General features: G+C 63.1%; 25 protein-coding genes and 1 pseudogene. 10 read left to right on the top strand and 16 right to left on the bottom strand.

Annotation, left to right across the window (positions count from 1 at the left end; translation table 11 throughout):
• Nucleotides 1–94: 94 nt before the first annotated feature.
• The 5 genes from BJ6T_RS10570 to BJ6T_RS10550 form a co-directional block, all read right to left on the bottom strand.
• Nucleotides 95–1,438, bottom strand: a complete 1,344-nt coding sequence (locus BJ6T_RS10570) for a c-type cytochrome (RefSeq protein WP_014492339.1) — start codon at nucleotides 1,436–1,438, stop codon at nucleotides 95–97.
• Entirely contained in the window at nucleotides 1,435–3,600 is a 2,166-nt protein-coding gene (locus BJ6T_RS10565) for a xanthine dehydrogenase family protein molybdopterin-binding subunit (RefSeq protein WP_014492338.1), read from the bottom strand. Before BJ6T_RS10565 ends, BJ6T_RS10570 begins: the two co-directional genes overlap by 4 nt.
• A gap of 8 nt (nucleotides 3,601–3,608) precedes the next feature.
• Nucleotides 3,609–4,073, bottom strand: a complete 465-nt coding sequence (locus BJ6T_RS10560; protein WP_014492337.1) for a (2Fe-2S)-binding protein — start codon at nucleotides 4,071–4,073, stop codon at nucleotides 3,609–3,611.
• A gap of 647 nt (nucleotides 4,074–4,720) precedes the next feature.
• On the bottom strand, nucleotides 4,721–6,145 hold the full coding sequence (locus BJ6T_RS10555) for a methyl-accepting chemotaxis protein (RefSeq protein ID WP_014492336.1): 1,425 nt from the start codon (nucleotides 6,143–6,145) through the stop codon (nucleotides 4,721–4,723).
• Between the two features lie 108 nt (nucleotides 6,146–6,253).
• On the bottom strand, nucleotides 6,254–8,002 hold the full coding sequence (locus BJ6T_RS10550) for a methyl-accepting chemotaxis protein (protein WP_014492335.1): 1,749 nt from the start codon (nucleotides 8,000–8,002) through the stop codon (nucleotides 6,254–6,256).
• A gap of 203 nt (nucleotides 8,003–8,205) precedes the next feature.
• Between BJ6T_RS10550 and BJ6T_RS10545 the strand changes: the two genes are divergently transcribed.
• From BJ6T_RS10545 to BJ6T_RS45450, 6 genes and pseudogenes are all read left to right on the top strand, one after another.
• The gene (locus BJ6T_RS10545) at nucleotides 8,206–8,952 is read left to right on the top strand and encodes a YebC/PmpR family DNA-binding transcriptional regulator (protein WP_014492334.1); all 747 of its coding nucleotides are present in this window, start codon (nucleotides 8,206–8,208) and stop codon (nucleotides 8,950–8,952) included.
• A gap of 256 nt (nucleotides 8,953–9,208) precedes the next feature.
• Nucleotides 9,209–9,736: a crossover junction endodeoxyribonuclease RuvC gene (gene ruvC, locus BJ6T_RS10540; protein ID WP_014492333.1), complete on the top strand. Its 528-nt coding sequence runs from the start codon at nucleotides 9,209–9,211 to the stop codon at nucleotides 9,734–9,736.
• Nucleotides 9,733–10,350, top strand: a complete 618-nt coding sequence (gene ruvA / locus BJ6T_RS10535) for a Holliday junction branch migration protein RuvA (RefSeq protein WP_014492332.1) — start codon at nucleotides 9,733–9,735, stop codon at nucleotides 10,348–10,350. The genes ruvC and ruvA overlap by 4 nt, the downstream gene beginning before the upstream one ends.
• 20 nt (nucleotides 10,351–10,370) lie before the next feature.
• A complete protein-coding gene (gene ruvB / locus BJ6T_RS10530) occupies nucleotides 10,371–11,405 on the top strand; it encodes a Holliday junction branch migration DNA helicase RuvB (protein WP_174770139.1) in 1,035 nt (344 codons plus the stop codon).
• Between the two features lie 151 nt (nucleotides 11,406–11,556).
• Nucleotides 11,557–12,471 (top strand): metallophosphoesterase, encoded by a 915-nt coding sequence (locus BJ6T_RS10525; protein ID WP_014492330.1) that lies wholly within the window; start codon nucleotides 11,557–11,559, stop codon nucleotides 12,469–12,471.
• 72 nt (nucleotides 12,472–12,543) lie between these two features.
• Nucleotides 12,544–12,630 (top strand): annotated as a pseudogene (locus BJ6T_RS45450) (acyl-CoA thioester hydrolase); the annotation flags it as partial.
• 76 nt (nucleotides 12,631–12,706) lie between these two features.
• Here the strand turns inward: BJ6T_RS45450 and ybgC are convergent.
• The 5 genes from ybgC to BJ6T_RS47090 form a co-directional block, all read right to left on the bottom strand.
• On the bottom strand, nucleotides 12,707–13,150 hold the full coding sequence (ybgC, locus tag BJ6T_RS10520; protein WP_011089947.1) for a tol-pal system-associated acyl-CoA thioesterase: 444 nt from the start codon (nucleotides 13,148–13,150) through the stop codon (nucleotides 12,707–12,709).
• 222 nt (nucleotides 13,151–13,372) lie between these two features.
• Nucleotides 13,373–13,558 (bottom strand): hypothetical protein, encoded by a 186-nt coding sequence (locus BJ6T_RS47095; protein ID WP_014492328.1) that lies wholly within the window; start codon nucleotides 13,556–13,558, stop codon nucleotides 13,373–13,375.
• Between the two features lie 288 nt (nucleotides 13,559–13,846).
• On the bottom strand, nucleotides 13,847–14,056 hold the full coding sequence (locus tag BJ6T_RS48205) for a hypothetical protein (protein ID WP_014492327.1): 210 nt from the start codon (nucleotides 14,054–14,056) through the stop codon (nucleotides 13,847–13,849).
• Nucleotides 14,057–14,102: 46 nt separating this feature from the next.
• Nucleotides 14,103–14,573 (bottom strand): site-specific integrase, encoded by a 471-nt coding sequence (locus tag BJ6T_RS48200; RefSeq protein WP_014492326.1) that lies wholly within the window; start codon nucleotides 14,571–14,573, stop codon nucleotides 14,103–14,105.
• Nucleotides 14,536–14,907 (bottom strand): hypothetical protein, encoded by a 372-nt coding sequence (locus BJ6T_RS47090; protein ID WP_014492325.1) that lies wholly within the window; start codon nucleotides 14,905–14,907, stop codon nucleotides 14,536–14,538. Before BJ6T_RS47090 ends, BJ6T_RS48200 begins: the two co-directional genes overlap by 38 nt.
• Nucleotides 14,908–15,225: 318 nt before the next feature.
• Between BJ6T_RS47090 and BJ6T_RS43215 the strand changes: the two genes are divergently transcribed.
• Entirely contained in the window at nucleotides 15,226–15,591 is a 366-nt protein-coding gene (locus BJ6T_RS43215) for a hypothetical protein (protein ID WP_014492324.1), read from the top strand.
• Here BJ6T_RS43215 and BJ6T_RS10505 read toward each other — a convergent pair.
• The 3 genes from BJ6T_RS10505 to BJ6T_RS10495 form a co-directional block, all read right to left on the bottom strand.
• The gene (locus BJ6T_RS10505) at nucleotides 15,536–16,867 is read right to left on the bottom strand and encodes a tyrosine-type recombinase/integrase (RefSeq protein WP_014492323.1); all 1,332 of its coding nucleotides are present in this window, start codon (nucleotides 16,865–16,867) and stop codon (nucleotides 15,536–15,538) included. The genes BJ6T_RS43215 and BJ6T_RS10505 overlap by 56 nt on opposite strands.
• 612 nt (nucleotides 16,868–17,479) lie before the next feature.
• Nucleotides 17,480–18,229: a bestrophin-like domain gene (locus tag BJ6T_RS10500; RefSeq protein ID WP_014492322.1), complete on the bottom strand. Its 750-nt coding sequence runs from the start codon at nucleotides 18,227–18,229 to the stop codon at nucleotides 17,480–17,482.
• A gap of 33 nt (nucleotides 18,230–18,262) precedes the next feature.
• On the bottom strand, nucleotides 18,263–19,600 hold the full coding sequence (locus BJ6T_RS10495) for a TAXI family TRAP transporter solute-binding subunit (RefSeq protein ID WP_014492321.1): 1,338 nt from the start codon (nucleotides 19,598–19,600) through the stop codon (nucleotides 18,263–18,265).
• Nucleotides 19,601–19,635: 35 nt separating this feature from the next.
• Here BJ6T_RS10495 and BJ6T_RS10490 point away from each other — a divergent pair, with 35 nt between their 5' ends.
• The 3 genes from BJ6T_RS10490 to BJ6T_RS10480 all read left to right on the top strand — a co-directional run bounded on the left by BJ6T_RS10490 (nucleotide 19,636) and on the right by BJ6T_RS10480 (nucleotide 21,952).
• Nucleotides 19,636–21,093, top strand: a complete 1,458-nt coding sequence (locus BJ6T_RS10490; RefSeq protein ID WP_197538872.1) for a metallophosphoesterase family protein — start codon at nucleotides 19,636–19,638, stop codon at nucleotides 21,091–21,093.
• 62 nt (nucleotides 21,094–21,155) lie between these two features.
• The gene (locus BJ6T_RS10485; protein ID WP_028170427.1) at nucleotides 21,156–21,590 is read left to right on the top strand and encodes a hypothetical protein; all 435 of its coding nucleotides are present in this window, start codon (nucleotides 21,156–21,158) and stop codon (nucleotides 21,588–21,590) included.
• The gene (locus BJ6T_RS10480; protein ID WP_014492317.1) at nucleotides 21,587–21,952 is read left to right on the top strand and encodes a hypothetical protein; all 366 of its coding nucleotides are present in this window, start codon (nucleotides 21,587–21,589) and stop codon (nucleotides 21,950–21,952) included. Before BJ6T_RS10485 ends, BJ6T_RS10480 begins: the two co-directional genes overlap by 4 nt.
• Nucleotides 21,953–22,043: 91 nt before the next feature.
• On the opposite strand, the gene BJ6T_RS10475 is transcribed toward BJ6T_RS10480, so the two are convergent.
• The 3 genes from BJ6T_RS10475 to BJ6T_RS10465 all read right to left on the bottom strand — a co-directional run bounded on the left by BJ6T_RS10475 (nucleotide 22,044) and on the right by BJ6T_RS10465 (nucleotide 25,073).
• On the bottom strand, nucleotides 22,044–22,721 hold the full coding sequence (locus BJ6T_RS10475; RefSeq protein WP_014492316.1) for a membrane protein: 678 nt from the start codon (nucleotides 22,719–22,721) through the stop codon (nucleotides 22,044–22,046).
• A gap of 181 nt (nucleotides 22,722–22,902) precedes the next feature.
• Nucleotides 22,903–23,427 (bottom strand): hypothetical protein, encoded by a 525-nt coding sequence (locus BJ6T_RS10470; RefSeq protein WP_240537960.1) that lies wholly within the window; start codon nucleotides 23,425–23,427, stop codon nucleotides 22,903–22,905.
• A gap of 59 nt (nucleotides 23,428–23,486) precedes the next feature.
• Nucleotides 23,487–25,073, bottom strand: a complete 1,587-nt coding sequence (locus tag BJ6T_RS10465) for a tetratricopeptide repeat protein (protein ID WP_014492314.1) — start codon at nucleotides 25,071–25,073, stop codon at nucleotides 23,487–23,489.
• Nucleotides 25,074–25,267: the final 194 nt, after the last annotated feature.

Here is a 25,267-nt window from a genome sequence, read left to right as displayed (position 1 = left end):
CTACCCTCCAAGGCTTTGCCCTAGGGAATCACAATTGACGAATTACGCAACAGCCCCACAAGGGGAGAAGGTGCAGTGGTGTTCGCGGCGACACCTACTCCGCCGTCTGCTCCCGCAGCTCGGCGACGTCCTTCGCCGTCAGCTTCGAGCCCTTGGTGCCGAACCGCGCCGTGACGTAGTTCGCCACCGCCGCGATTTCGTCGTCGCTATACGCATCGCCGAAGGCCGGCATCGAGAGCGCGCCGTCGGGCGTATGTCGCTTGGTGCCTGACAGCACGATCTGCGCGACGTTGGTGGCGGCGGGGTCGTTGACGGCCCAGGTGCCGGTCAGCGTCGCCATCGGCGAGACCGGGCTTTCGCCGCTCCAGCCGTGGCAGCTGGCGCAGGCGCTGGCGAACACCTTCTTGCCGCGTGCGTCGGCCGTGACGCCGTCCTTGTGCGAGGCGGGCGCGGCCGGCGCCGTGGTGGCAGGCAGGTCGGGCGAGGCCACCGGCGGCACGCTGCGCAGATAGGCGACGACCGCGCGGATGTCTTCGGGGGCGAACTGGCTGAAGCTGCGATCGACCGCTTCGCCCATCGGACCCGAGGCCGAGCCGTGGCCCGGTGCGTGGCCGAGCGACAGATACGAGATCAGGTCCTCGTCGCGCCAATTGCCGAGGCCGGTGGCCTTGTCGGAGGAGATGTTGAAGGCGCGCCAGCCCGCCGTGATCGCGCCGCTGAACTTCTTGCGGTTGTCGAGCGCAAAGCCGAGATTGCGCGGCGTGTGGCACTCGCCGCAATGCGCCAGCGCTTCGGCGAGATACGCACCTCTGTTCCACTCCGGGCTCTTCGAGGTATCCGGCGCGAAGCGCGTGTCCGGATTGAACACGGCCGACCAGAAGATCATCGCCCAGCGCTGGTTGAACGGGAACGACAGCGTGTTGTCGGGCGCTTTCGCGCGCACCGCCGGCAGGCTGAACAGATACGCCTTCACCGCCAGCACGTCCTCGTCCGTCATGTAGGTGTAGGACGTGTAGGGCATGGCCGGATAGAGCCGCGCGCCGTCATGACGCGTGCCGCGCTGGACCGCGTTGAGGAAATCCTGGTCGCTGTAATTGCCGATGCCGGTGTCCTTGTCCGGCGTGATGTTGGTCGAATAGAGCGTGCCGAACGGCAGCTTGAAGCCGAGCCCGCCGGAATATTCCTTCTCGCCGGGCTTGGTGTGGCAGACCATGCAGTCGGCCGCCTTCGCGAGATACTCGCCGCGCTCGACCAGACTCGCTTTCTCCAGCTTGGCCGGTACGCCGGTCGGCTTGCCTGCGCGATAATCCGCCAGCGCCACTTTGGTGCCGCCGGCGAAGTCGAGGGGGCCGGGCCCGCGGATGATCCAGACGCCGAGCGCCGCCACCACGATGGCGATCACGACCAGGCTTGCGAGGATACGCATCTTGCCGCTCATGCCTTCTTCCCCGCAGCCAGAAGTTTCCGGTCGATCGGCAGGCGCCGCAGCGCCACGCCGGTTGCGGCGTAAATCGCGTTGCGCAGCGCCGGTGGTCCGGCATTGACGCCGGCTTCGCCGATGCCGCCGGGCGCCTCGCCGCTCTTGACCACGGTGACCTCGATCTTCGGCGTCTCGTTGATGCGCATCATGCGGTAGTCGTGGAAGTTCGACTGCTGCACGCGGCCCTTGTCGATGGTGATCTCGCCATAGAGCGCGGCGGTGAGCCCGAAGATCAGTCCGCCCTCGATCTGCGCCTTCACCGTGTCGGGGTTGACCGCAATGCCGGTGTCGACCACCGAGGTGATGCGGCGCAGCGTGATCTCGCCGATGTCGTCGATCTCGGCTTCCACCACGGTTGCGATGAAGCTTGCGAAGGACGGCTGCACGCAGATGCCGCGGCCGACGCGCGGCGGCAGCTTCTGGCCCCAGCCGGATTTTTCGGCGACCTGGCTGAGCACCGCGAGCATGCGCGGGTTCTTGGTCAGCATGGACTTCCGGAATTCGATCGGATCCTTGCCTGCCTTGCGCGCGAGCTCGTCCATCGCGCATTCGACTGCGAATACGTTGTTGTTCGGGCCGACGCCACGCCAGAAGCCGGTCGGCACCGCCGGCGGCTCGGCGCGGACATATTCGACATGGAAGTTGGCGAAGTCGTAGGGCGCATCCACGGCGGCGTCGATCGCGTCGATGTCGATGCCCTTCTGGAACGCCGGCGGCAGCCAGCGCGCCAGCACGGCGGAGCCCGCGACCTTGTACTTCCAGCCTGCGATCTTGCCGTCGACCAGCGATGCCGTGATCTGGTCGCGATAGACCGGGCGATAGACGTCGTGCTGGATGTCCTCTTCGCGGGTCCACACCACCTTCACGGGATAGTCGACCTGCTTGGCGATCTTGACCGCCGCGACCACCATGTCCGGCTCGAGCTTGCGGCCGAAACCGCCGCCGAGCAAATGCTGGTTGACGATCACCTTGTCGACGGGAAGGCCGGCGGCTTTGGCGGCCTCCGACTGCACGCGGGTCATGATCTGTGTGCCGGTCCAGATCTCGCAGGCATCCGGCCTGACGTGGACGGTGGCGTTGATCGGCTCCATCGAGGCGTGCGCGAGGAACGGCAGCTCGTAGGCCGCCTCGAACCTGTCGCCGCTGGCGAGAGCCTTGGCGATGTCGCCGTCGGATTTTGCGACCGCCCCGTCCTTCTCGCTGGCCTTGCGCAGGTCGTCCCAGATGTCCCTGGTGCTGATTTTGGCGTTCGGCCCCTCGTTCCACTCGATCTTGAGCGCTTCGAGACCTTTCTTCGCCGCCCACATGTGATCGCCGATCACGGCAACGGCGTCGTCGAGCACGACGATCTTGCGCACGCCGGCGACTTTCACCGCGGCGCTGTCGTCGACCTTGCCGACCTTGCCGCCGAACACCGGGCAATTGGCGATCGCGGCAATCTTCATGCCGGGCAGGATCGCGTCGATGCCGTAGAGCGCCTTGCCATTGACCTTGTCAGGCGTATCGAGCCGCTTCAGCGGCTGGCCGATGAGAACGAAATCCTTGGGATCCTTGATGGCAACATCCTTCGGCGGCGTCTGGCCTTGGGCTGCAAGCGCCAGCGTGCCATAGCCGAGCTTGCGCCCGCTCGCGGCATGCGCGACCTCGCCCTTCGATGCCGTGCAGCTTGCGGGATCGACGCCCCACTGGCTGGCCGCGGCCTGCACCAGCATCGCGCGGGCGGTGGCGCCGGCCTTGCGCAGCGGCAGCCACCAGGCGCGAATCGAGTTCGAGTTGCCGGTGACCTGGAGACCGAAGGTCGGATTGGCATAGAGCTTGTCGTTCGGCGGGGCGTGCTGGACCTCGACCTTGCTCCAGTCGGCATCCAACTCTTCGGCGATCACGGCCGAGATCGAGGTGTAGGTACCCTGGCCCATCTCGACCTGCGGCATCATCAGGATGGTGCGGCCGGTCTCGTCGATCCGGATGAAGGCGTTGGGCGCGAACTTGCCGTCGGTCACATCGCGCTGCACCGGCTCGTTGGCGGCGGCGCGCAGCGGCAGATGGAAGGCGAGCAGGACACCGGTGGCGAGACCGCCGGTCAGAAGCGTGCGGCGGGAGACGTTGTTGTGTGCATTCATGGCGGACCTCACGACTGCCGGCCGTTGGCCGCTTGCTTGATGGCCTCGCGGATGCGCACGTAGGTGCCGCAGCGGCAGATGTTGCCGGCCATCGCGGCGTCGATGTCGGAATCATCAGGGTGCGGCGTTGTCGCGAGCAGTGCGGCCGCGGCCATGATCTGGCCTGACTGGCAATAGCCGCACTGGATCACTTCGGCATCGAGCCAGGCCTTCTGCACCTTCGCACCCGAGGGCGTGTTGCCGACGGCCTCGATGGTGGTGATGGCGCGGTTTGCGACCGCGCTGACCGGCAGCACGCAGGACCGCACCGCCTTGCCGTCGACATGCACCGTGCAGGCGCCGCATTGCGCGACGCCGCAGCCGAACTTGGTGCCGGTCATGCCGAGTATGTCGCGCAGCACCCACAGCAGCGGCATTTCCGGTGGCGCGTCGAACGATTTGGTTTCGCCGTTGATGGTGAGAGTTGTTGCCATAAGCATCCCCTTGCTCGCTTGATCGCTTGCGGCGATCAGGTCGGCGAATTCGTGCGCGACAATAATCATACCGATGCGAAACGATGAAGCGCCAGAATTTCCGGCGATGCATATTTGCGCTGCCGGCGCGTCAGGCCATGACGTTCACGAATTTGTGCGGCGATTGCTGCAACGGAATTGGGCTAATTGATATGATAAGCGTCATGTTTTGACGCATTTTCGTCGCAGCACCGTTGATCGCCGCAGATGATCGTGCGAATGCGAAAATTCATGCGATGATGAAATACGTGCGATTGGGAAAGTCGGGCGGCAGCGCGCGCGGGCACGGGATCAATTGCAACGGCCAATGGCCGGACGGCCGACATGCGTGATGATGACATCATGCTCCTGTTTTGCCCGACGGAGCAATGGCCACATTCAACACGTGCAGCGTGATGAGTTGAAGTCCGATCAGGCTCGGCCGGCGGCAAGGCGCAGCTCTCTCCGTTCCCCCCTTGCGGGGGAGGGAACGCACCTCCGTCGGCGCGCTAGGTGAGTCTCTTCATCAGGCATCCAAGCCATTGATTCCCCACGCCCCGGCTACTGTGCATGGGGTTGTTTTCCGGATTTTTGATTCAGGGACGCCAGGGCTGCCGTCGCGGCGGGCGTCAGCTCTGCCGAAATCCCATCCGGAAGGCGCCCCAGTGCTTGCCGCGGATCACGATCGGCGAGGACAGGTCCTTCATCAGCACGAACTGCCCGCCGCCCATGTCGCGGCGATAGGTCTGGAGCAGGAACGGTTTTGTGTTGGCCGCGACCTTCTTCACCGCGCGGTCGCTGAACAGGCGGCGGTTGCGGCAATTGGCGTTGTTCCAGACGGGGTCCTTGCCCTGCGGCAGGCGGTAGTTCGGGTTGTGGGTCGGCAGATAGCCGCCCTTGGCCCAGGCGACGCAGAACACGATGCGGGGGTCTGACTTCTGGATCGGGTCCTGGATGGCGGGCAGCACGCGGTCGGTGAAGTCGACGTAGCTGGTCTTGTATTGCTTGGGATCGGTGCCGGGGATTTCCCGGTAGTTCTCGTCCAGGAGCTGGTCGAGCGTGATCTCGCCGCGGTCGATTGCGGCCTCGAACTCGTCCGAGATCCGCCTTGCGGTCTCGACGACGACGCGGATCAGCGGCGCATCCGATGTCTCCACGCCGCTGTCGGCGATCATCGCGATCAGCGCTTCGGACGTGTCGAGCAGTTTTGTCACGCGCTGATCGGCGTTCTTGAGATCGCGCGAGGACAGGTCGACGCCCTTGGCGAGTTCGTTGAGCTCGCTGATGACTGTGTCGCAATGGCCGAGATTGGAGGTGGCGGCGCGCGTGACGCTGTCGATCTCCGCTTCCACCGAGGCAAAACCCTGCTGGACCCGCGAGATGATGCCGGAGATCTGCTGGGCGCCTTCGCCGGCCGTCTTGGCGCGTTGCGAGGCGTCGCTGCTCTCGCCGATCAGGCCTTCGATCTGGCCGTCGAGATCGCGCACGGTGTCGGAGATCTGATGCGTGGCCGCACGGGTGGCCTCCGCGAGATTCTTGACCTCGCTTGCCACCACCGCAAAGCCGCGGCCGGCATTGCCGGCGCGGGCCGCTTCGATGGTGGCGTTGAGCGCGAGCAAATTGGTCTGCTTGGCGATCGCCTCGATCGAGCCGGACACCTTTGCCACCTGCGCCAGTGCCGAGCCGACCGCGCTCAGGCGGGCCTCGATCCGCTCCACGGCTGCGACGAGCTCGGAGATGTGGCTGACCGCGGTGTCGACCGCGCCGCGCGACTGCGCGATCTCGCCGACCGCCGCCGATGCGGTCGATTGCACCGCTTGTGAGGCATTGGCGATATCGTGATTGGCCGAGACCATCGTCTCGGCCGTCTCCTGGAGGTGATGAAACCGTTCGGACTGGTTCGCGACGCGGTTTGCGACTTCCTGGACGTTGCCGGCGATGTCGGCGAGCTCGACGCCGAGACCGCCGATGCGGTCGGCGAGCTGGTCGATCAGACGTTCGGCAAGTGTCCGGTTGGAGCCGGTGTCCAGGACTGCAAGTTGTGCGACGGACATGTTTTGAGAGTCCTCCAGTCAGAGCCGTTCGCCGGCTCTCCGCGGCATTCCCATTCCAACTCCAGCCTTAAAGGGTGATTCGCGGCCGGCGTCTTGCCTGAGCGCGCACTACAGCTTGTAGGCCGTGCGGAATCCGCCCCAGTGCCGGCCCTGCACGCGGATCGGAACGTCGATCTCGCGCATCATCACGGTGTTGCCGTTGCCCATGTCGCGGGCATAGCTCTGGACCAGGTACGAGCGCAGGTTGCGCGCGGCGGCGAGCCCCGCCGGATCGTTGAAGATCCGCCGGTTGCGGCTGTTGGCGGTGTTCCAGGCGACATCGCCCGGCCGCTGCGGATGCGAATAGATCTTGTTGTGCACCGGCAGGAAGCCGTTGCGGTCGACCATGGCGCAGAACGCCATGCGCGGTTCCTTGGCGAGAAAGGCTTCCTGGAACGGCGGCAGCGCGCGGTCGGCCCAGTCCAGATATTTCGTGCGGTATTGCTGCGGATTGGTGCCGGCGATCTCCGCATAGTCGGTATCGAAGAGGTCGTCGATCCTGACCTCGCCGCGTGCAACCGCCTGCTCGAAGATCCGGGTCAGCGCCGTGCCGGCTTCCATGGCGCGGGTGACGAACTCGGTGTTTTCCTCGTGGATCGACCAGAGCCTGTCTTCGATCTTCTCGCTGAGATCGGCGTTGGGGCTGACGAATTGCGCGCGGGCGCCGGCCTTGGTCTGCTCGATGACGCGCAGGCGGCAGGCGCCGACGCCTTCGAGGGTGCCGTCGACGACGGCCTGCGTGGCAAGCTTCGCCGCCTCCGCGCCGCCGATCAGCACGCCGTCCATCGCGATCTCGTAGACCTGCAACACGCCGCGCGCGGTTTCGAACTTGAGATGGCAGGGCAGCCGCTCGGTCTTGCGACGGTCGTCGTGCTCGCTCTGGCGCAGCAGCACCGCGCAACGCGATTTCAGCTTGCGCGCGAAGGTGGTGACGGCCTTGCCGGCGCTGGCGACGTTCTCGCCGTGGGTCTCGGCCGCCTTGGTCGCGGCATCGATCTCGGCCGCGCTCTCGCCGACCGAGATGATGAACTGCGACGCGCTTGCCGCGTTGCCGGAGACCTCGCTGGTGGTGGCATTCTGCTCGGCGACCGCGCCGTTGACGGTGTCGAACACCGGACGGATCGCCTCGATCGCCTGCGCGATGCGATGCACGGCGTCGGCCGAGCCGGCGGCGTCGCGCTGGAGCGCGTCGATCTTCCTGGTGATCTCCTCCGTTGCGCCCTGGGTCTGCACCGCGAGCGCTTTCACTTCGGTGGCGACGACCGCAAAGCCCTTGCCGGCCGCGCCCGCACGCGCGGCCTCGATGGTCGAGTTGAGCGCGAGCAGCGTCGTCTGCCGCGCGATCTGTGCGATCAGATTGACGACATTGCCGATGGCGGCGGAGGATTCACGCAGGCGGTCGACATTGGCGCGGGCTTCCTGCGCCGCGGCGCTGGCTTCGTCGGCGAGCTTGCCGGCCTCGCGCACCTGCGCGCCGATGCCTTGCGCGGACTGGGTGAACTTGTCGGCGGCATGGGCAAAGGTGGAGGCGGTCGATTGCGCCGCATTGGTGCGGCCGGTGAGGGCGTCGGTGCGCTCGCGAATATCCGCGAGCGTTGCCGCGGTCGCCTCCGCGCCGCCGGCGACCGCGTTGGCGGCGCGCTCGAGCTGGCGGATCATGGCGCCGAGCTCGAGTTCCAGCAGTTCCAGGATTTCCCTGGCGGAATCGCCCTCGGCCGACGGGCCGGGCGCGGGATCGACCGGCGACGGCGCGGCCTGTGGGGGGGCCACAGGCGCGGACAAGTCGGGCAGACGCTTCCGAAACAATGCGAACGCCATCAGGTCACTCTTGTCGGGGAACGGGCGGTTGCTATTTTCGCAAGTCGGAATGAAATCATGGTTAACGGTGCCTGACTCCTAGGCACAGGGCACTACGGTATTACCTTAAAGTCGTAGAGCCTCTTTCATTCCGGTGGGTTGGCGGCCTATAAGGCCGCGCTTCCCACGCTCACCTTTGGCGCACGATTCCTGACGAGACACGCATGGCCGGACATTCCCAATTCAAGAACATCATGCACCGCAAGGGGCGGCAGGATGCCCAGAAGTCGAAGCTGTTCGGCAAGCTGGCGCGGGAAATCACCGTCGCGGCCAAGCTGGGCACGCCCGATCCCAACATGAACCCGCGCCTGCGTGCCGCCATCATCGCGGCGCGCCAGGAGAACATGCCGAAGGACAATATCGAGCGCGCCGTCAAGAAGGCGCTCGGCAACGAGGGCGAGAACTACGACGAGATCCGCTACGAGGGTTACGGCCCCGGCGGCGTCGCCGTCATCGTCGAGGCGCTGACCGACAATCGCAACCGCGCCGCCTCCGACATCCGCTCCTTCTTCACCAAGTCGGGCGGCAATCTCGGCGAAACCGGCTCGGTCTCCTTCATGTTCGACCGCACCGGTATCATCGAATACGACCGCAGCGTCGCCTCCGACGATGCTGTGTTGGATGCCGCGATCGAGGCCGGCGCCGACGACGTGGTCTCGGGCGAAGGCGGACACGAGATCTACGCCTCGACCGAAGGCTATCGCGACGTCGCCAAGGCGCTGGAAGCCAAGTTCGGCGAGCCGCGCAAGGCCGCGCTGATCTGGAAGCCGCAGAATACGGTCGCGGTCGACGACGAGACCGGCGAGAAGCTCCTGAAGCTGATGGACCTGCTCAACGAGCACGACGACGTCCAGCAGGTCTACGCCAATTTCGAGGTGTCGGACGCGCTGATGGCGAAGATGGGCGGCTGAGGTCGCCACCAGTCCCAGATTCCGCTGTCGTCGCCCGGCTTGTCCGGGCGACCCGGCTTGTCCGGGCGACCCGGTATTCCAGAGACGTCTGAGGGAAACGGAGAAGCCGCGGCGTACTGGATACCCCGCCTTCACGGGGTATGACGGCGTATCTTGTGGTCGTCACCGCGGGCACCCAATCGCGGCACCCCACTTCCCCTGTTACTTCCGTTCTGTTTCTGTTTCCCCCACCGCAGCCAGCCGCTATCACTGGCCCATGACTGCGCTCCCGATTCGTGGCCCCGTTCGCATCATCGGCATCGACCCCGGCCTGCGCCGCACCGGCTGGGGCGTGATTGAGGCCGAGGGCAATCGTTTGATCTACGTCGCCTGCGGCTCGGTGGAACCGCCGGACGATTTACCGCTGGCGAGCCGGCTGCTCGCGATCCATGAGGGGCTTGCCGCCGTCCTGTCCGGTCACAAGCCGATGGAAGCCGCGGTCGAGCAGACCTTTGTGAACAAGGACGGCGTCGCGACGCTGAAGCTCGGTCAGGCCCGCGGCGTCGCCATGCTGGCGCCCGCGATGTTCGGCATTACCGTCGCCGAATACGCGCCGAACCAGGTCAAGAAGACGGTGGTCGGCGCCGGCCACGCCGACAAGCACCAGATCGCGATGATGCTGAAGATTTTGCTGCCGAAAGCCGAGCCGCCGTCCTCGGACGCCGCCGACGCGCTCGCCATCGCCATCACCCACGCCCATCACCGCCAGAGCACGGCACTCAGGCTGAAGGTGGCGGGCTTATGATCGGCAAGCTCAAGGGCCTGATCGATTCCTACGGCGAGGATTATGTCCTCCTCGACGTCGGCGGCGTCGGCTATCAGGTGCATTGCTCGGCGCGCACGCTTCAGCATCTGCCGGCGCCCGGCGAGGTCGCGGTGCTGTCGATCGAGACCTATGTCCGCGAGGACCAGATCAAGCTGTTCGGCTTCCGCACCGACCAGGAGCGCGAATGGTTTCGCCTGCTCCAGACCGTGCAGGGCGTCGGCGCCAAGGTCGCGCTCGCCGTGCTCGGCACGCTGGCGCCTTCCGATCTCGCCAACGCCATTGCGCTCCGTGACAAGGCCGCGGTGGCGCGTACGCCCGGTGTCGGCCCCAAGGTGGCCGAGCGCATCGTCACCGAATTGAAGGACAAGGCGCCGGCCTTCGCCAATGTCGATCCCGCCGTCGTGCATCTCGCCGGCGCCGTCGACGACCAGCGCGCGCCGCGCCCGGTGGCAGATGCGATCTCGGCGCTCGTCAATCTCGGTTACGGCCAGCCGCAGGCCGCCGCGGCCATCGCATCGGCATCGCGTAGCGCGGGTGAGCATGCCGAGACCGCACAGCTCATTCGCCTCGGCCTCAAGGAGCTCGCGAAGTGAGCGACCCCAAGGCCAACCGCATGGTCTCGCCCGAGCGCCGCAGCGACGATGTCGGCGACACCGCGCTGCGTCCGCAATCGCTGTCCGACTTCGTCGGCCAGCAGCAGGCGCGCAAGAACCTCTCGATCTTCATCGAGGCGGCACGCAAGCGCGGCGAGGCGCTCGATCACGTGCTGTTCGTAGGCCCCCCCGGCCTCGGCAAGACCACGCTGGCGCAGATCGTCGCCAAGGAGCTCGGCGTCGGCTTTCGCGCCACCTCGGGTCCGGTGATCGCGAAGGCTGGCGATCTCGCCGCACTCCTCACCAACCTCGAAGAGCGCGACGTGCTCTTCATCGACGAGATCCATCGCCTGAGCCCGGCGGTGGAAGAGGTGCTCTATCCCGCGATGGAGGACTTTCAACTCGACCTGATCATCGGCGAGGGCCCGGCGGCACGCTCGGTGAAGATCGAGCTGTCGAAATTCACGCTCGTCGGCGCCACCACACGCGCTGGCCTGCTCACCAATCCCTTGCGCGATCGCTTCGGCATCCCGGTCCGGCTCAACTTCTATACGATCGAAGAGCTGGAAAGCATCGTCACCCGCGGCGCGCGCGTGCTCAATGTCGGTATGAGCGCCGACGGTGCCAACGAGATCGCGCGCCGCGCCCGTGGCACGCCGCGCATCGCCGGCCGCCTGCTGCGCCGCGTGCGCGATTTCGCCTCCGCCGCCGATGCCGCCTCGATCGACCGCAAGATCGCCGACCACGCGCTGAGCGCGCTCGAGGTCGACGCCGCCGGCCTCGATGCCATGGACCGCCGCTACCTCACGACCATCGCGCAGAACTATGGCGGCGGCCCGGTCGGCGTCGAGACGATGGCTGCCGCTTTGTCCGAGCCGCGCGATGCGATCGAGGACATCATCGAGCCTTATCTCATTCAGTGCGGCTATCTCCAGCGCACCCCGCGCGGCCGCCTGCTCACCTCGCACGCCTTCCGCCATCTCGGCATCGCCGAGCCCTCGCGCGATGCCGCGGCACAGTTCGGCCTGTTCGGCACGGACGAGAGCGACGACTGATTGCGTTGATGCAAGGTGCGTCGGTTGTCATGAACTTCCGGTAACCTTTGTGCAAACGGTCTGCACGCAAATGCAGGCCGTCTGCACGAGCGGACCCCAATTCCGCTCCAATCGGGCCGCATCACAAAAGCTGCATCACCATCGGGCTTCTATGATCACGCGTCGTCATCTCATCCGTTCCATCGGCGGCCTGTCCGCGCTCGGTGTCTCGACCGCGGCCTATGGCGTCGGCATCGAGCCGCTGCGGCTCCGCGTCACCCGCTATCACCCGACCCCGCGGCAATGGCCGGCGGATTTTCCGCTCAAGATCGCCATCGTCACCGACATTCATGCCTGCGATCCCTGGATGTCGCTGGAGCGGATCGAGGGCATCGTCGATCGCACCAATGCGCTCAACGCCGATGTCATCGTGCTGCTCGGCGACTATGTCGCGGGTGTTCACCAGGTCACGCGCATCATTCCGTCGAGCGAATGGGCCAGGGTGCTCGCGGGCCTCAAGGCACCGCTCGGCGTCCATGCCGTCATGGGCAATCACGACTACTGGGTGGACAGGGCCGTGCAGCAGGCCGGTCACGGGCCGACAGCCGCCCATCGCGCGCTGGAGGCGGCCGGCATTCCCGTCTACGAGAACGACGTCGTGCGTCTCACCAAGGACGGACGCTCCTTCTGGCTCGCGGGCCTCGGCGATCAGCTCGCCTACTATCCCGCGAAGCGCTATGGCCGCGCGCATCGGCTTGGCGCCGACGATCTCGCGGGCACGCTGGCGAAGGTCACCGACGATGCGCCGGTCATCCTGCTCGCGCACGAGCCAAATATCGCGCCGCTCGTACCCGCGCGCGTCGCGCTGCAACTGTCCGGCCATACCCATGGCGGCCAGGTCCGCCTGTTCGGCTGGTCGCCGGCTGTTTCGCCTCAGCACGGCGTGCGGCTCGCCTATGGTCACTTCCGGCTGAAATGTGACGTCATCGTCTCCGGCGGCCTCGGTTGCAGCATCATGCCGGTCCGCGTCGGCGTGCCGCCGGAAATCGTCGAGGTGACGCTGGGAAGGACGCCGGCCGTGGCATAACCTGCGCTTGCGCAGCCGGCTGTTTTTGCGCAAAACGGGCCGGTTGCAAAAAGCAAAGAGGCTCGCGACGTGACAGCCCATCTCGACGGCGAGATCCGCGACGGCCGCCATCACATGCAGGTCCGCGTCTACTACGAGGACACGGACTTCTCTGACTTGACGATATCGCAACAAAAGGCCAACGCATTGATTTCATTGGGTCGCTGGAGCGTTAAAGCGTGAACGAAAGGCAGATTTATCTGTGCTCTTCCATAGCAAGCCTCAGAGCCTTTGGGATGCGCTGCGCTTTTCCGCCTGAGATAAACGCGACCCGTACACGCGCCGAGACCAAGAGATCACCCCCGCGCCTGCACTCCTGCAGCAAGGCAATCGACGCGCCTCTCACCTCTTGCGGGACCGTGACAATGTCAAGCAGGTCGTCCAAGACTGCCGGTTTTAGAAAATCGATTGTCATCGAACGGACAACGAAGGCGAAGCCCGGCGCATCGTTCCGCGTTTCCTCGAGCAGCGCTTGCTGATTGGTGCCGAGCAGGCGCAAGTAATTCGTTCTGCCACGTTCCATGAAACGCAAAAAATTCGCGTGATAAACAATCTGGCCGGAATCGGTATCTTCGAAATAGACGCGGACCTGCATGTAATGCCGTCCGTCTCGAATTTCGCCGTCAAGAGAGAGTGTCACAGCGCGGTTTCCTCTTATTGCGCGTACAGGGACCCATTGTCTTGCACAGAGGCGGTTTTCTGAGCAATCGTCTTGAGCTTGGCTCCTGCTGCCGGAAGCTGAGGCAACCGCCTGAATGCGGCAGGCGTCGCGCTGCTGCCATCGACTTCGGATGAATATGTCGGAGATCTATCGTCAACGCGTACCCGGCTTGAGGACGACGTTCATGAATGCGCCTCCGGCTCATGAACCTAGGCGAGCCAGTCCTTCGCCGCAATCGCTGAACGAAAAATCGCCGAGGCCGGCGAGGCCGTAAATGGCCTTGCCCTTGGCGATGGCCTCGTGCTCGCTGCTGGCGAGCACGAGGGGTTCGTATGTCATCCAGCTTTTGAAGCCGACGTCGTAGCCCCGCGTGGCGGCTGGGCTCATTGCCCCGCCTCCGCGTCGGCCTTGGGTTCGCGAACCACGAGGCGGCCGTTCAATGGCAGGCAGCTCAACTGGATGTTGAAGCCCTTGCCGTCCTGTTGCCAGGCCGCGCGCCGATCTTGGTCCAGAAGGGTCTACAAGGCGACAAAAGCAGAAGACCTCACTCAACTGCCTGCGAGGAGCGGGCTTGGCCTGACGCACATTGATGGCGGAAGCATCGAGCCTGTTCTTGATGTGCGCCGCATAGAACTTCTCGATCATCTCCACTGAGGTTCGGCAGTTCTTCGCTATCTAGTAGCTGTCCGCCCCTTCCATCAGGCGCATGCAGATGTAGGTATGCCGCAGGCTGTATGCGGTCCGCCGATTGCCATCCCGATCCAGCTTCAACTCGCTCCTATCAAGCAGGGCATTGAACATCTTGATGTGATTGCCCGGAAACACGTGGTCGGTCGGCTTGGGCAACTGCGGCGGCTCGTTAGAGGGCGGCAGCTTCGCCAGCACCCGCGCTCTGCCCTGCTTCACGTATTTCGCGCGGCCTAGCAGCCGCTCATAGGGGTCGCACCGCGCTCGGCATGCTCTTGCAGTAGCCGACGCCCCGCTTGCCGCGCACCTCGATTTCCAGGATGCGCTCGCCGCTACGTTCGTCCTCAACAATGGTCACGTCGCGATGCTGGAGGTTCTTGGCCTCATCCGGCCGCAAGCCGGTGTTGGCCAAGAACAGGACGTAATCATGCAATTGCTCGGCACTCCAACGGTGGTGGATCTGGCTGGCCTTCGCGTGCGCCCGCGTGGTTTCGTAGAGCTGCTTGTATTCCTCGGGGCTGAACCACGGCCGATGCACCACCTTCCCCGAAGTCTTATAAGGAGGAGAGAAGTCCGGCAGGTGCGCGAGCCATTCATGGCGAATGGCAGTCTTCAACACCTGCCGCAACGTCACGACCTCGTCGTGGATAGTGCTGCGCGCGGGCGCCTTGCCGGTCTTAGACGTTGCGATCCGGTGTAGGCGATATTCCTGCACCTTGCCTGAAGAACGGCAACAGGTGCAGGCGAAGCCTGATCTCGTAACCCTGGACCCAGCGCTCGCTGCGCTGGCCCTCGGTGATCACCTCATACTCTTTCAGGAATTGGTCAGCGGCTTGGCGAAAGGTCTTCTCATTCACCAACAGCCCCTCCCGCGCCTTCCCACGAAGACCGATAAACGAGTCCTCCGCAAACTGCTTGGCGAGGGAGAGATCTTCCTCTCCGGTCGTGCTGCGGTGTTGGCGGCCGTCGATGGAGGCCGAACAGTGCCAATACCGGCCGTTTCGCCGGTATACCTGAATCAGACCACCTAGAAGCTCGTGCCTGGCCATCATGCACCTCCACGTGCATTTTAGCGCAGGGAACCAAAAAGTCGAATTTTGTGCTAGGCGCGTGCTAGGCCATTTACGAAAAATTAAAGGGTTAGGCTTTCGCCCAACCCGTTGTATTACATCAGAAATTTGGTTGCGGGGATAGATTTGAACCTATGACCTTCAGGTTATGAGGCCGAAGGTCTGCCGGGCTGGAACCGGTTCGTCCTATTTGTACGCCACAGCTACCCAGCAACCATACCTGCGCACTTGGTTTCTTTCTTGCCGGAGCAGCCTACGATCTTATTGCCCAGACCGATCATGGTTCGGGGCGGAGGCATGCGCGGCAAAGACGAAAAGATTGGGATCGAGGCATTTGGGTCGGCAGGTTCCAGCAAAATACCGCGGGCGAATCGCCGTCGCAAGAACCGTGGCATGCCGCCGCCCGCGACGTTCGATATCGATACGCTGCCGGGCAGCTCTAATTTGACGGCATTTGAGGCGGCCGCGGTCATCCGGCGTACGCCCGGCGCGTTGGAGCAGTGGCGGCGCAATCCGAGCCACCCGCTGAAATGGCGCTACGTCGATGGCCGCCCCCTCTATCGTGTCGATGCGGTACGCGACTATCTGGCCAAGTGCGATAAGACCACTAAGATGCCTCAGCCGCATAATGCTCACGGAGACGGCCGAGGAGCTCGGCCTTGATCGGGTCAAGCGGATTCGTCCGCTGCAGGCGCACGATTTTGCCGACCCGTTTCGCGCCGACCAACTCCGCAATGTAGTCGTGAGCCGCTTCGAACGCCATTTTGCGGATGATCCACTGTTCGTCGTGATTGTAGACCTGATCGATTCCGCTTGGCCTTTGCCCGACACACAGCCGCTGGATTTCGTTGTCGTAGCCGCAGCGAGACATGACGGTTCGTAAGCTGCGCCTTAGGTCATGCATGGTAAACTTGGCAACACCCGCTTCCTTGACCAGGCGGTTGACCATCTTGGTGAACCCGGACATCTGGCCGCCGGTCTTTGGTGACGGGAAGACATAGTCGGACGTTGCGCGCTGGAAGTGTTTGGCGGCCGCGAGCACCTCGTTTGCGAGGTGGGTGCGCGGCACGTCGTGGTGCAGGCCCATCTTGGTCCACGCCGCATCGAAGGTGATACGGTCATCCATGATGTGCTTTCGCCACTCGATCATGGTAGGCTCGCTGCGGCGCGGGCCACCGAGCAGGCACATGCGAGCCAGGAGACCAAAAGCCCCGAGCTTGCCGGATGCATCCCAGACTTTGATGATTTCCTCATCGGTCAGCGCGCGGCCCTTCGTTCGGCGTCCGACCCTTTGCGCGCGGGTTTCCTTGGGCGCGCGATAGCCGGCGAGCACGTTGTGCTCGACATAGCCCTCACCGACGCACCATTCGAGCAAAGTATGCACGTGCTTGCGCAAGTCCTTGGCTGCACCACGCTTGCCGGTCTTGGCAATCTTATCGACCGCAGCCATGATCTGCCGTCGCGTCAGGTCCCCCACGCCGCTCTCGGCGTGATCCTTGAGCCCGCGCCGCAGCGCCGACATTGCTGGCTTCCAGTTGACGACTTGACGTTCGGTCATAGACGTCTGGTAAGGACCATCTTCAACAATGAGGGTCGCGAGCGTGGTGCGCTGCTTCTCGGCTGCCTGTTGCCGCCTCGCCTCGCGCTTCGCGTCGTTCGGGTCCAAGCCCTTGACGACTTCGCCTGCGGCGATGGTGGCGGCCTTGCGGGCGGCCTTCTCATTATATTTGGGCCACGCGCCGAGGGTCTTGCGCTGGGTCCCCCTCACCCCCGGCTTGGTGAAGAGGTAGACCCAGGTCCGGCCGCCGGTGGCGCGCATGCGCAAGGCGAGGCCGGGCAGCTTGTCGTCGTGGAGATAATGCTGCGCCTTACCCGGCGGCAGCGTTGCGTTGCGGATCACCGCATCGGTGAGTGTCAGCTGGTTGGCCGGCTCCGTCATGATTCCTTCCCTCTCTCTGTGCCCCAGTGTGCCCCGCAAGAAGGGCGGTGAGCCTCGAACAGAACCGGGTCTCAGACCTCCCCCGTTTGTGTGCCCCAAGGGAATATCCGCGGCGGGCACAACGGGGGCATACAAAATGTAGTAAGGTCAGGTATGGGCTCTTATAGCCGTAGTAGGCCATAACTCTCATTAATTTAAGGAGTTTTTACACCTCAACTATGGCCGGATTTGGTTAGCTCGGGTCTACGGATTGTGGTTCACACGGGAGAGGTCCAAGGTTCGATCCCTTGTGCGCCCACCATCCATCTTCCCAAGCCATACTGGTTGCGGACGATCACCCCGGCCTGACGGCTGTCGGGGCCGTCTGATCAAAAAAAGTCGAAAACAACCCCATGCACAGTAGCCGACATCAGTCGGATCAATGGGTTGCGCCTTTTCCGAATTCGCTTGCTCCGTCGGGCAACACACGGGCATGATGGCATCATCCAAGGAGAGGCCCGCACCACCGAGCCGCCTTGACACGCGAGAGGTCCAAGGTTCGACCGATGTGCGCCCACCATTGATCCCGGATTTCAAGAATCGCTGAACGCTCCCTTGCGAGGCGCGCGAACGCTAGGGGCCGAGCGGCGTGAGGGCGTTGCGCAGTGGCGCGCTGGAAATCTGCATCAAACCCGCAAATGGCTGCCCCAGCTCTAGGACCAGGTAGATCGCCCCGGCGGCCGACAGCGCAAAAACGAACAACGAGCCGAAAACGGTTGCGCTGGGCCTGGCAAACAGGCCGAAGCTTCCAAAGATGATGGTGAGCCAGAAAATCAGCACCACCAGGAACGGCATGGGGATCGAGTTGTTCGTCTGGGCGTACAGGGACAGGCGGGTTTGCGCAATGTCGGTGGCGATCTGTATGGCCCTGGCCTGCAGGGAGCGCTGGGAATCGTTCTGCGGCGAAAGCTGCTGAAGCTTCGCAAAGAATGCTTCGCTCGTGGCGCTCGCCTCGAACGGGTTCGCCTTGGCAACCTCGGAAGTTTTCTCGCGCCACATTCGATCGGCTAAAGCAACGACGGCGCGCCGCAACAGATTGCGTTCGTCATTCGTCTCCGGTCCGTACTGCGCCAGCAGATTGTCGAGCAGGACAACATTACTCGTCATCTGCGTGACTTGAGTGCTCTGCGTGTCGTAGGAACCCTTCGCCGAGGCGATCAGCAGGCCAAGGACAAGCGCGGCTATCGTCCCGATGAGGCCCGTGCCCAGCCTGACCACATCCTTGTCATCTGTGCTCAGGTGATGCCCAGGAAGGAACATACCGAGCAGGGCACCGCCCGAGATGCACAGAAACGTGATGCACGATAGCGCGATTGCATTCATGATTCACCAGTGTGTCGCGCGGCGTGTCGTGACTTAGCGCTGCGTCGCCTTCGCCGCGGAGGCAACTGCGGGTCCCCTGGCGATCAATGTGCGTCGCTCGTGAATCAAGCTCTCAAGCCGGTGGGCTGCCACGTTCAATGTGGCATCATCCACCGCGCTCTCGTCTCCAGCGGCGGATTTGGCGCGCTCCGCCTTTAGAATGCCGTCGATTTCGTCCTCGATATCCGAAAGTTCAGCCTCCGTATCGACCTTCCGAATCCGGCGCGCCAGGGCATAGAGAGAATCGAGCGGGCCATCGGTTGCGCGGTTGCCGAGGCCCAGGAATTTCCACGCCGCCGCAAGCATGGTGGCAGCGCCACCCAGTACCATCGGCGTCAAATAGATCCAGTTGCCGTATTCATCCATGAAGCTCTGCGTCGTGCTGTTGTAGACGGCTGCCGCGCCAGGGTGCAGCGGAAGGTAGGCATCCTGGTCGGTGCTGGGCGCGGTGATCTGCGCGAAAATCGGCTGCTCGCGCAGAAGATTCCTGCGCGCGCTCATGATCGCCTCCGTGAGGTCGGTTACCAGATCAGTGCCGAGCTTCTTTTGCGCAACCAGGTATAGCGAGGTCCTCAGGGTCGTCAGGTCATCTTCCGGGACCGGCGGCGATCCCCGCAGCGTGCCCTTCGGGACGTCGAAGCTTTCAAAAGCGCGTTCCCTCTCTGCAATTGCCCCCGCGGACTCGATTGGGATCAGTACCGGGGCCTTTTTACGGTCGAGCTGAAAAAATCCGCGAACGAGCGAGAGGTATTTTTCGGCGAGCGGGATCGTGACGAGCAGGGCACCGACTTGTTTCGACTGAATGGCTTGCCGGACATCCGTCAAAGCAAGGTTCTTGAATACAACTTTCGCGCCCGCCAGATCGTATTCCTTGGTCAACACATCGACGATTTTGGCGTTCACTGCTCCGCCGACCACCCCGACCGTGCGTCCCTTCAGGTTGGCAATGCTGTCGATGGACGATCCCGGCGGCGCGATGATCAGTACGACCATATGGCTGACGACGACGACGGCTTGCGCCTGTGACAAGTCGCCGACATCGCCGCGAACCACAGCGAGATCGACCTTACCGGCGGAGAAAGCGGCAGCGGCCTCAAGCGCGGTGCCGCTGTCGATGACCTTGAGCCGGACCGGCGCGTTCGCTGAAACGAACTCCCCTGCCATCGCTGACATTGCCTTGGCTGCCTCGCCGTCGACCGAGCCGACCGCCACGGTCAGCGCTACCGGGCGACTGTAGTACCGATAGGCAACAAGACTTGCGCCTGCCGCGAAGACGACGACGCCGACAAGCAGGAGAAAGCGAAGCCACAGCGGCAGTTTTGTCGACTTCATACTCGCCACTCCAGACGCAACGGGTGGTGACGACGTTGATCTATATCAAGCTTACCCGCCGCCGAAGGTCCACGGAAAACGGTCGGCAAATCGGACTGTTTGCGCGCCCGATACGGCGCCTCATTCCCTCTCCTCGATCAAGGGTGATCATTATGCAATCCTCTTGGCCCAACGAGCCCAGTCGTCGCATAGTTCTGGGCGCACTCGCGGCACTGCCCGCATTCTCCGTGCCACGCGTTGCCGGTGCCCAGACACAAACAACGACCGCGCAAGCACCGCTTTCCGCAGCGGCCGGCTTTTCATTCGCTGCGGTCGGCGATACCCGACCGATGATGTACCTCCCATTGAAAGAGGGACAACCGGACCTCAGCAAGTTCTTCGTCGAGATGTTCGGATTGGTCATGCCGGAAAAGGTCGCCGAGGCCGTCGTAGCGAAGGATGTGAAGATGATCTTCGATCCGGTCACAAAGGACCTGGTCAAGGTCGTCATGCCGTTCGCATCCAAGACGGAAGTGATGACCCTGACGGTAGATAAGGGTTGGGTCACCGAGGCATCCGTTGAAGACGTGAAACTGCTTCCGGGAGTGCATCGCACCATGTTCCGGCTTCAGGGCGGCGAATGGGTGACGCGCGAAATCGTCAAGGACGTTCAATCCGGTCGCGCGAAATTCGTGGTCAATAGCGGTGACGCCGTGTGGTGGGGCAATCAGGGCCTGACCGTGAGTGACAGCCCATACTGGAAGCGCGTGAACGAAACAATGTTGAAGAAGCTACCCGCGCCGGATGACGAGATGCGCGCAGCCGGTCTGGATGGGCGCTTTTTCATGAGTGTGGGTAATCATGAGGTGTGGGCCGACCCAAAGATCGAGGGCGTACTTTCGGCTGTGCCGTATCTGAGAAAATTCGGCGTCACGCCGGAAAACCTCATCTACAAATTCGACTTCAAGGGCACCCGCTTCATCTATCTCTGGAGTGGCAAGTACGATTACCGTTCGCCGTCGCTATGGGATGCTGATCGGCCAAAATATGCCGAGCAGATGACCCAGCTTCAAAAGTGGATGGACGAGGCGAAGGCCAATGGCATTCGGAAGACGTTCATCGTCTTCCACTATCCCGTGTTTGCGCGGTCAGGCTTAGGCCCGATCCCGGCTCCCGATAACCCGCACAAGGTGATTGCGTCGTATGCCAGGGACATGGATGTGGTCGTGTTGAACGGGCACGTCCACACCACGGAAATCTACGACGTAGATGGAGTAAAGTATCTGATGTTGGGCGGTGGGGGCGCGGAACAAGACCCAATCCTGCCGGGGCGAACCAGCATCAAGGTGCCCGCCGACTATCCGCGGGACCTTTACTGGAAGGGTCAGCCTCCGCAAGAGGAGTACAATTACGTGCTGGTGGACGTTGAACCCGGCCAGAAGACGAAGTTCACCCTCAATCGCTTCCGGCCGTGGTCGGCGGAGCCATTCGGGACTGAGGAGCTCTTCACGTGACAGCAAGCGGGTAATAGGCGGGGAGTGAGGTTCTGGCGACAGTACTCCTGATTGTTCACGGCTTGGTCGCCGTTGCACTGCTTGGCGCGATTACGCACCAGACCTTGGCGACGTGGGCGACTGTGGGAATGCGCCCCAGTTCGTTTTTCGGCCGCTTTCGCTCCGTGCCATCGGCCCGGTTCGCCGACGCCGTCGTCGTCTTGTATGCCATCTCCATCCTGCTCGGTGGGATCATCTATCTGTATTTTCGCGTCGACATCAGGCCAGAGTTAGAGCGCGCCGGTCATTGGCCAGCCCTGGGCTTCTTCGACCTCAAGGAGCACTTCGCCGCTATCGGTTTTGCGTTGCTACCAGCCTACTGGGTTTGCTGGCGACGGCCGCATGCCGACGAGCCTGCTCAGACGCGCACGATGCTCACCTCGATCCTCGCCTTTGTCATTTGGTGGGGATTCCTAACTGGCCACGTCGTAAACAACATCAGGGGTTTTGGCGCATGACGTTATCGGCTGCGTTCCGCCGCTTTGCATTCGCGTTTGGGACGACATTTGGCTTCCTCTACGTGGTTGCACTCGCAAAGGACCTTGCTCTTTTCACCGTTTTCCCGTCGCTCGGCATCGTGCTGGCGGGCACGCATCATTCGCGAGACGTTGCTGACCCTGCGATGGGATTTCTAGCTCCAGCGATGTACTGGTACGGGTGGGCCGCGACGGCCGCGCTCGGGGCACTGATCGTCGCCCTCGTTGCTGCGTCGTTACCCGGACGTTCAGTGCGAAACTTCTGGTCGGGATGGGTGTGGGTCATTCCCATCGTCTCGATGATCGCTTGCGTCTATCTCACCCTGCCTTGGTTCAGGCTCTGACTTGGGTGCTTCCGCAAATGGATCATGACCGACCAAGCTCAAAGCGAGCTCCCTGGTCGGAAAGCCGCTTCGCGGTCTTCCGGATCAAGCTTTAGGCGGGCCGATCCGGCCGCCAGGCCGCATAGAGACCGACGAGGGTCCCGATGGCGACCAGGCCTGCCGCCAGCAGCACCTGCAATTCCCCATCATCGCTGGCGCCTGCGGACGACACGAGTCTCGTCACGACGACGAACAGAATGCCCACGGAAGCCGCTGCACCCACGCAAAGATGAGCGAGCTCTCGCGTCAGGTTCCGGCCGAGAAGTCCGAGTGCCGTGAAATACATCGCGCAAGCGTTGGGATGAACGAACAAGGCAACACGCGCATAAGGACCATAGGAGTCGAGGAGGGACTCACATCGGCTCAGTGCCGCTTTCGAGGCAACCCGCTGCAACATCGGTCTGAAAAAACGAGCCTGCCCGTAACTCAGAACGGCGCCCACGATGATGGCCGCCCACGCCACGATGAAAACGGAGACATCCGCAGGCTTCGGAGTGAGCGCCACGGACATCAGGATGAGGGCGGTTCCCGGAAAATAGCCGAAATACGGAAAGACCGACTCCAGGAGCACGCAAGCGAACATGAAGACCGGAAACCATGCTGAACCGGTCGCATCCTGGACGATGGCGTTCAAGTCGAACAGGTTCGTCTTGTACAGGACGAGGTACATGCACATGGCCAATCCGGCCAGCGCGTAGAACGGCAACGCTCCCGACAGAAACCGTCTCATCCAGCCGCCGCGCTTTGTTTCGCGGACACGGCGGAGACCTTCGATATCGGGACAAGACAACGGAAACGCATGGCTGATGTTTTAGGCGAATGAGATTGCCCCTGTCGATAGCAATCCTCGCCCCAGCTGCGCGGGCCATTCGCCGCATTGAAATGCCCGACGATCGGGAAGGCGCGGTCAATCACAGACCCAGTGTGACCTCAGCCCAGTGCATCGCGGTGCTGCCGCCCAGAAACTCGATCACGCGGGGTTCGATGGCCTCCGGCCGATCGTGGCCAATGACAGCGGTCGCTGCGATCATGTCGCAACGTTCGTTGTACACGACCGACACCAGCGTTTTGCCGGGAGCGCCATGTGAGTTGAGCGTGTAGGCGCGGCTGCGACCGTTCATCGACGCAATCCTGATGGGATGGCCGGAACCGCGTGGAGAGACTTCGCCCAGGAGAACGGTATCGCCCATGCGATCGAGATCCTCGTCATCGGCGACGCCCGTCGTGCAATTGCAAAAACCTATCTTGGCGCGCAGGTACAGCGTCACCTCGACACCACAGTCGGAAGCCCTGCAGCGGAACGCCTTTCCCTTGCCCCATTGGTCAATCGAGAACGGCCAAGTCACCTCGTGCCACACCGGCGTGGCGGAATTCGCGGCGGCATGTTGCGGCACATGGAGCCACACGAGCGATGCCGCCAGCGCGCTTCCCAGCACGATTGCTGCGACGGCGATGGCGGCTGCCCTTCTCATCATTCCACCGTTCTCTTTCCGGCTCAGTTGCTGGCGAGGTATTGCTTAGCCGCCGCGACCTCGGGGCGTTCCGAATCGGCACTGGCCGTCAGCGTTACGAGCTGCTGACAGTTCTGTCGTGCCGCTTCCCTGTCACCAAGGGCTTCGGCCGCCTTGGCCGCCCCCGCGAAAGCATGCAAGCGGTTCGGCTCCTTCGCCTTGGTTGCCTCGAATGCAGCAAGCGCCTCCTTGGCCATGCCGCGATCGAGCAGCATGAAGCCGTAAAGCTCGCGCGCCGGCGCCAGCGGTCCGGGCGTGATCACGTGCTTTTCCGTCTTGTCCTCTGCATCCGCCGCGGCACTCATCGCATTGAGCGCCTCGTCATACTTGCCCTCGGCGTAAAGCACCCAGGCAACGGCGACCTGACGCTGGATGTCGACGATTCCGGACCAATAATTGTCCTTGGCGTCCTGCAGCTTGTCGCGCAATTCCGCCAGCTTCTGGATGTCGGCCTTGGCGGCTTCCGGTTTGCCGGAGCGCGCCGCGCCGAGGGCCCGGGCGAAATGCGTTACCGCCATCGCAAAGTTGAGGTTGCTCGGCCTGACCGGCAGCTGCGAGGCACCCTCCCAATCGCCGCGGTCGATCGCATAACGCGCCGGCGAAGCCGCCAGCGCGTAATCTGCCGCCGCGACCGTCGCCTTGAAGTCGGTCTCCTTGATCATGTCGTCGATGACGGCGCGCGCCTGCTTGTCCTGGCCGAGCTGCAGGTAAGCATAGACCATGTAGTCCTGTGCGTGCAGATAGTTGCCGACCGACTTTTCGGCCATCGCGGCCTTCACGGACGCGGTGTTGGAGTCGATCGATTCCTTCCAATAGCCGACGCGTGTGTAGATGTGGGAGGGCATGTGCTGGGCGTGCGGCGCGGCCGGTGCGATCTTGGCGTAACGATTGGCGGCATCGAGCCCTTTCTGCGCCAGTGCCGGGTAGTCGTAGAGATGGATCAGATAATGCGTCACGCCCGGATGCATCGGCAGCCGCCTGGAGATCGGCTCTAGAATCGCCGCGCCTTTAATTTGCTGCGCGTAGGTCTTGTCGTTCAGATCCGCCGACGTATTGAGCGTAATGGCGTAGGCGATCTGGGCTTCGTCGTCGTCCGGATATTTTGCCGCGACGCGCGCCTGCGCGTCACGCAGCATGCGCATCCGTTGGACGTGAGGGATCTTTTCGTAATCGGCATACATCACCATCAGCGCATCGATGTAGTCGCGTTCGCGCTCGGTCGTGGCGCCGATCTCCTTGGCCTTCATGATCGCGGCGAGGCCCGGCGCCAGGTTCGGCTTTGGAATCGCATTGTGCGGATTGTCCATGTAGGTGAGCGCAATGCCCCAATAGGCCATGCCGCATGTCGGGTCGGCCTTGATGGCTTCCTCGAATATCTCCTTGGCGTTGGCGTACCAGTAGGAATGCTGATAGCGCATCCCGCGATCGAAACGACGCTGGGCCACATCATTGCAAGAGGTCTGGAAATGAACGCTGCCGAGCTGCTGATCTACATCGTCTTGCGCGACCAGAGCCTGTGGTCCTGATAGACCGAGACCGGCTGCGATGACGAAGAACAGGGACTTCCGCATGGATCCCTCCCTTTGCCTGACACGCAATGAATTCGTCTTGGTATTGGTCTTGATAGCCCTCACTATATGACGTTCGCGATTTTTGCTGAATAGCTAAGTCGCGGCAGCGCAACTGACCCAGCGGCACCTCGAAGTTGGCGAAACCAATCCGAAGCCGGAGCTGTCGAGGTTCGATCCTTACACGCCCACCATTC

It is taken from the genome of Bradyrhizobium japonicum USDA 6 (assembly GCF_000284375.1).
Classification (GTDB): Bacteria; Pseudomonadota; Alphaproteobacteria; order Rhizobiales; family Xanthobacteraceae; genus Bradyrhizobium; species Bradyrhizobium japonicum.
Note: the sequence above shows the minus strand (reverse complement) of the source record. Positions and strands in the feature narration are given on the sequence as shown.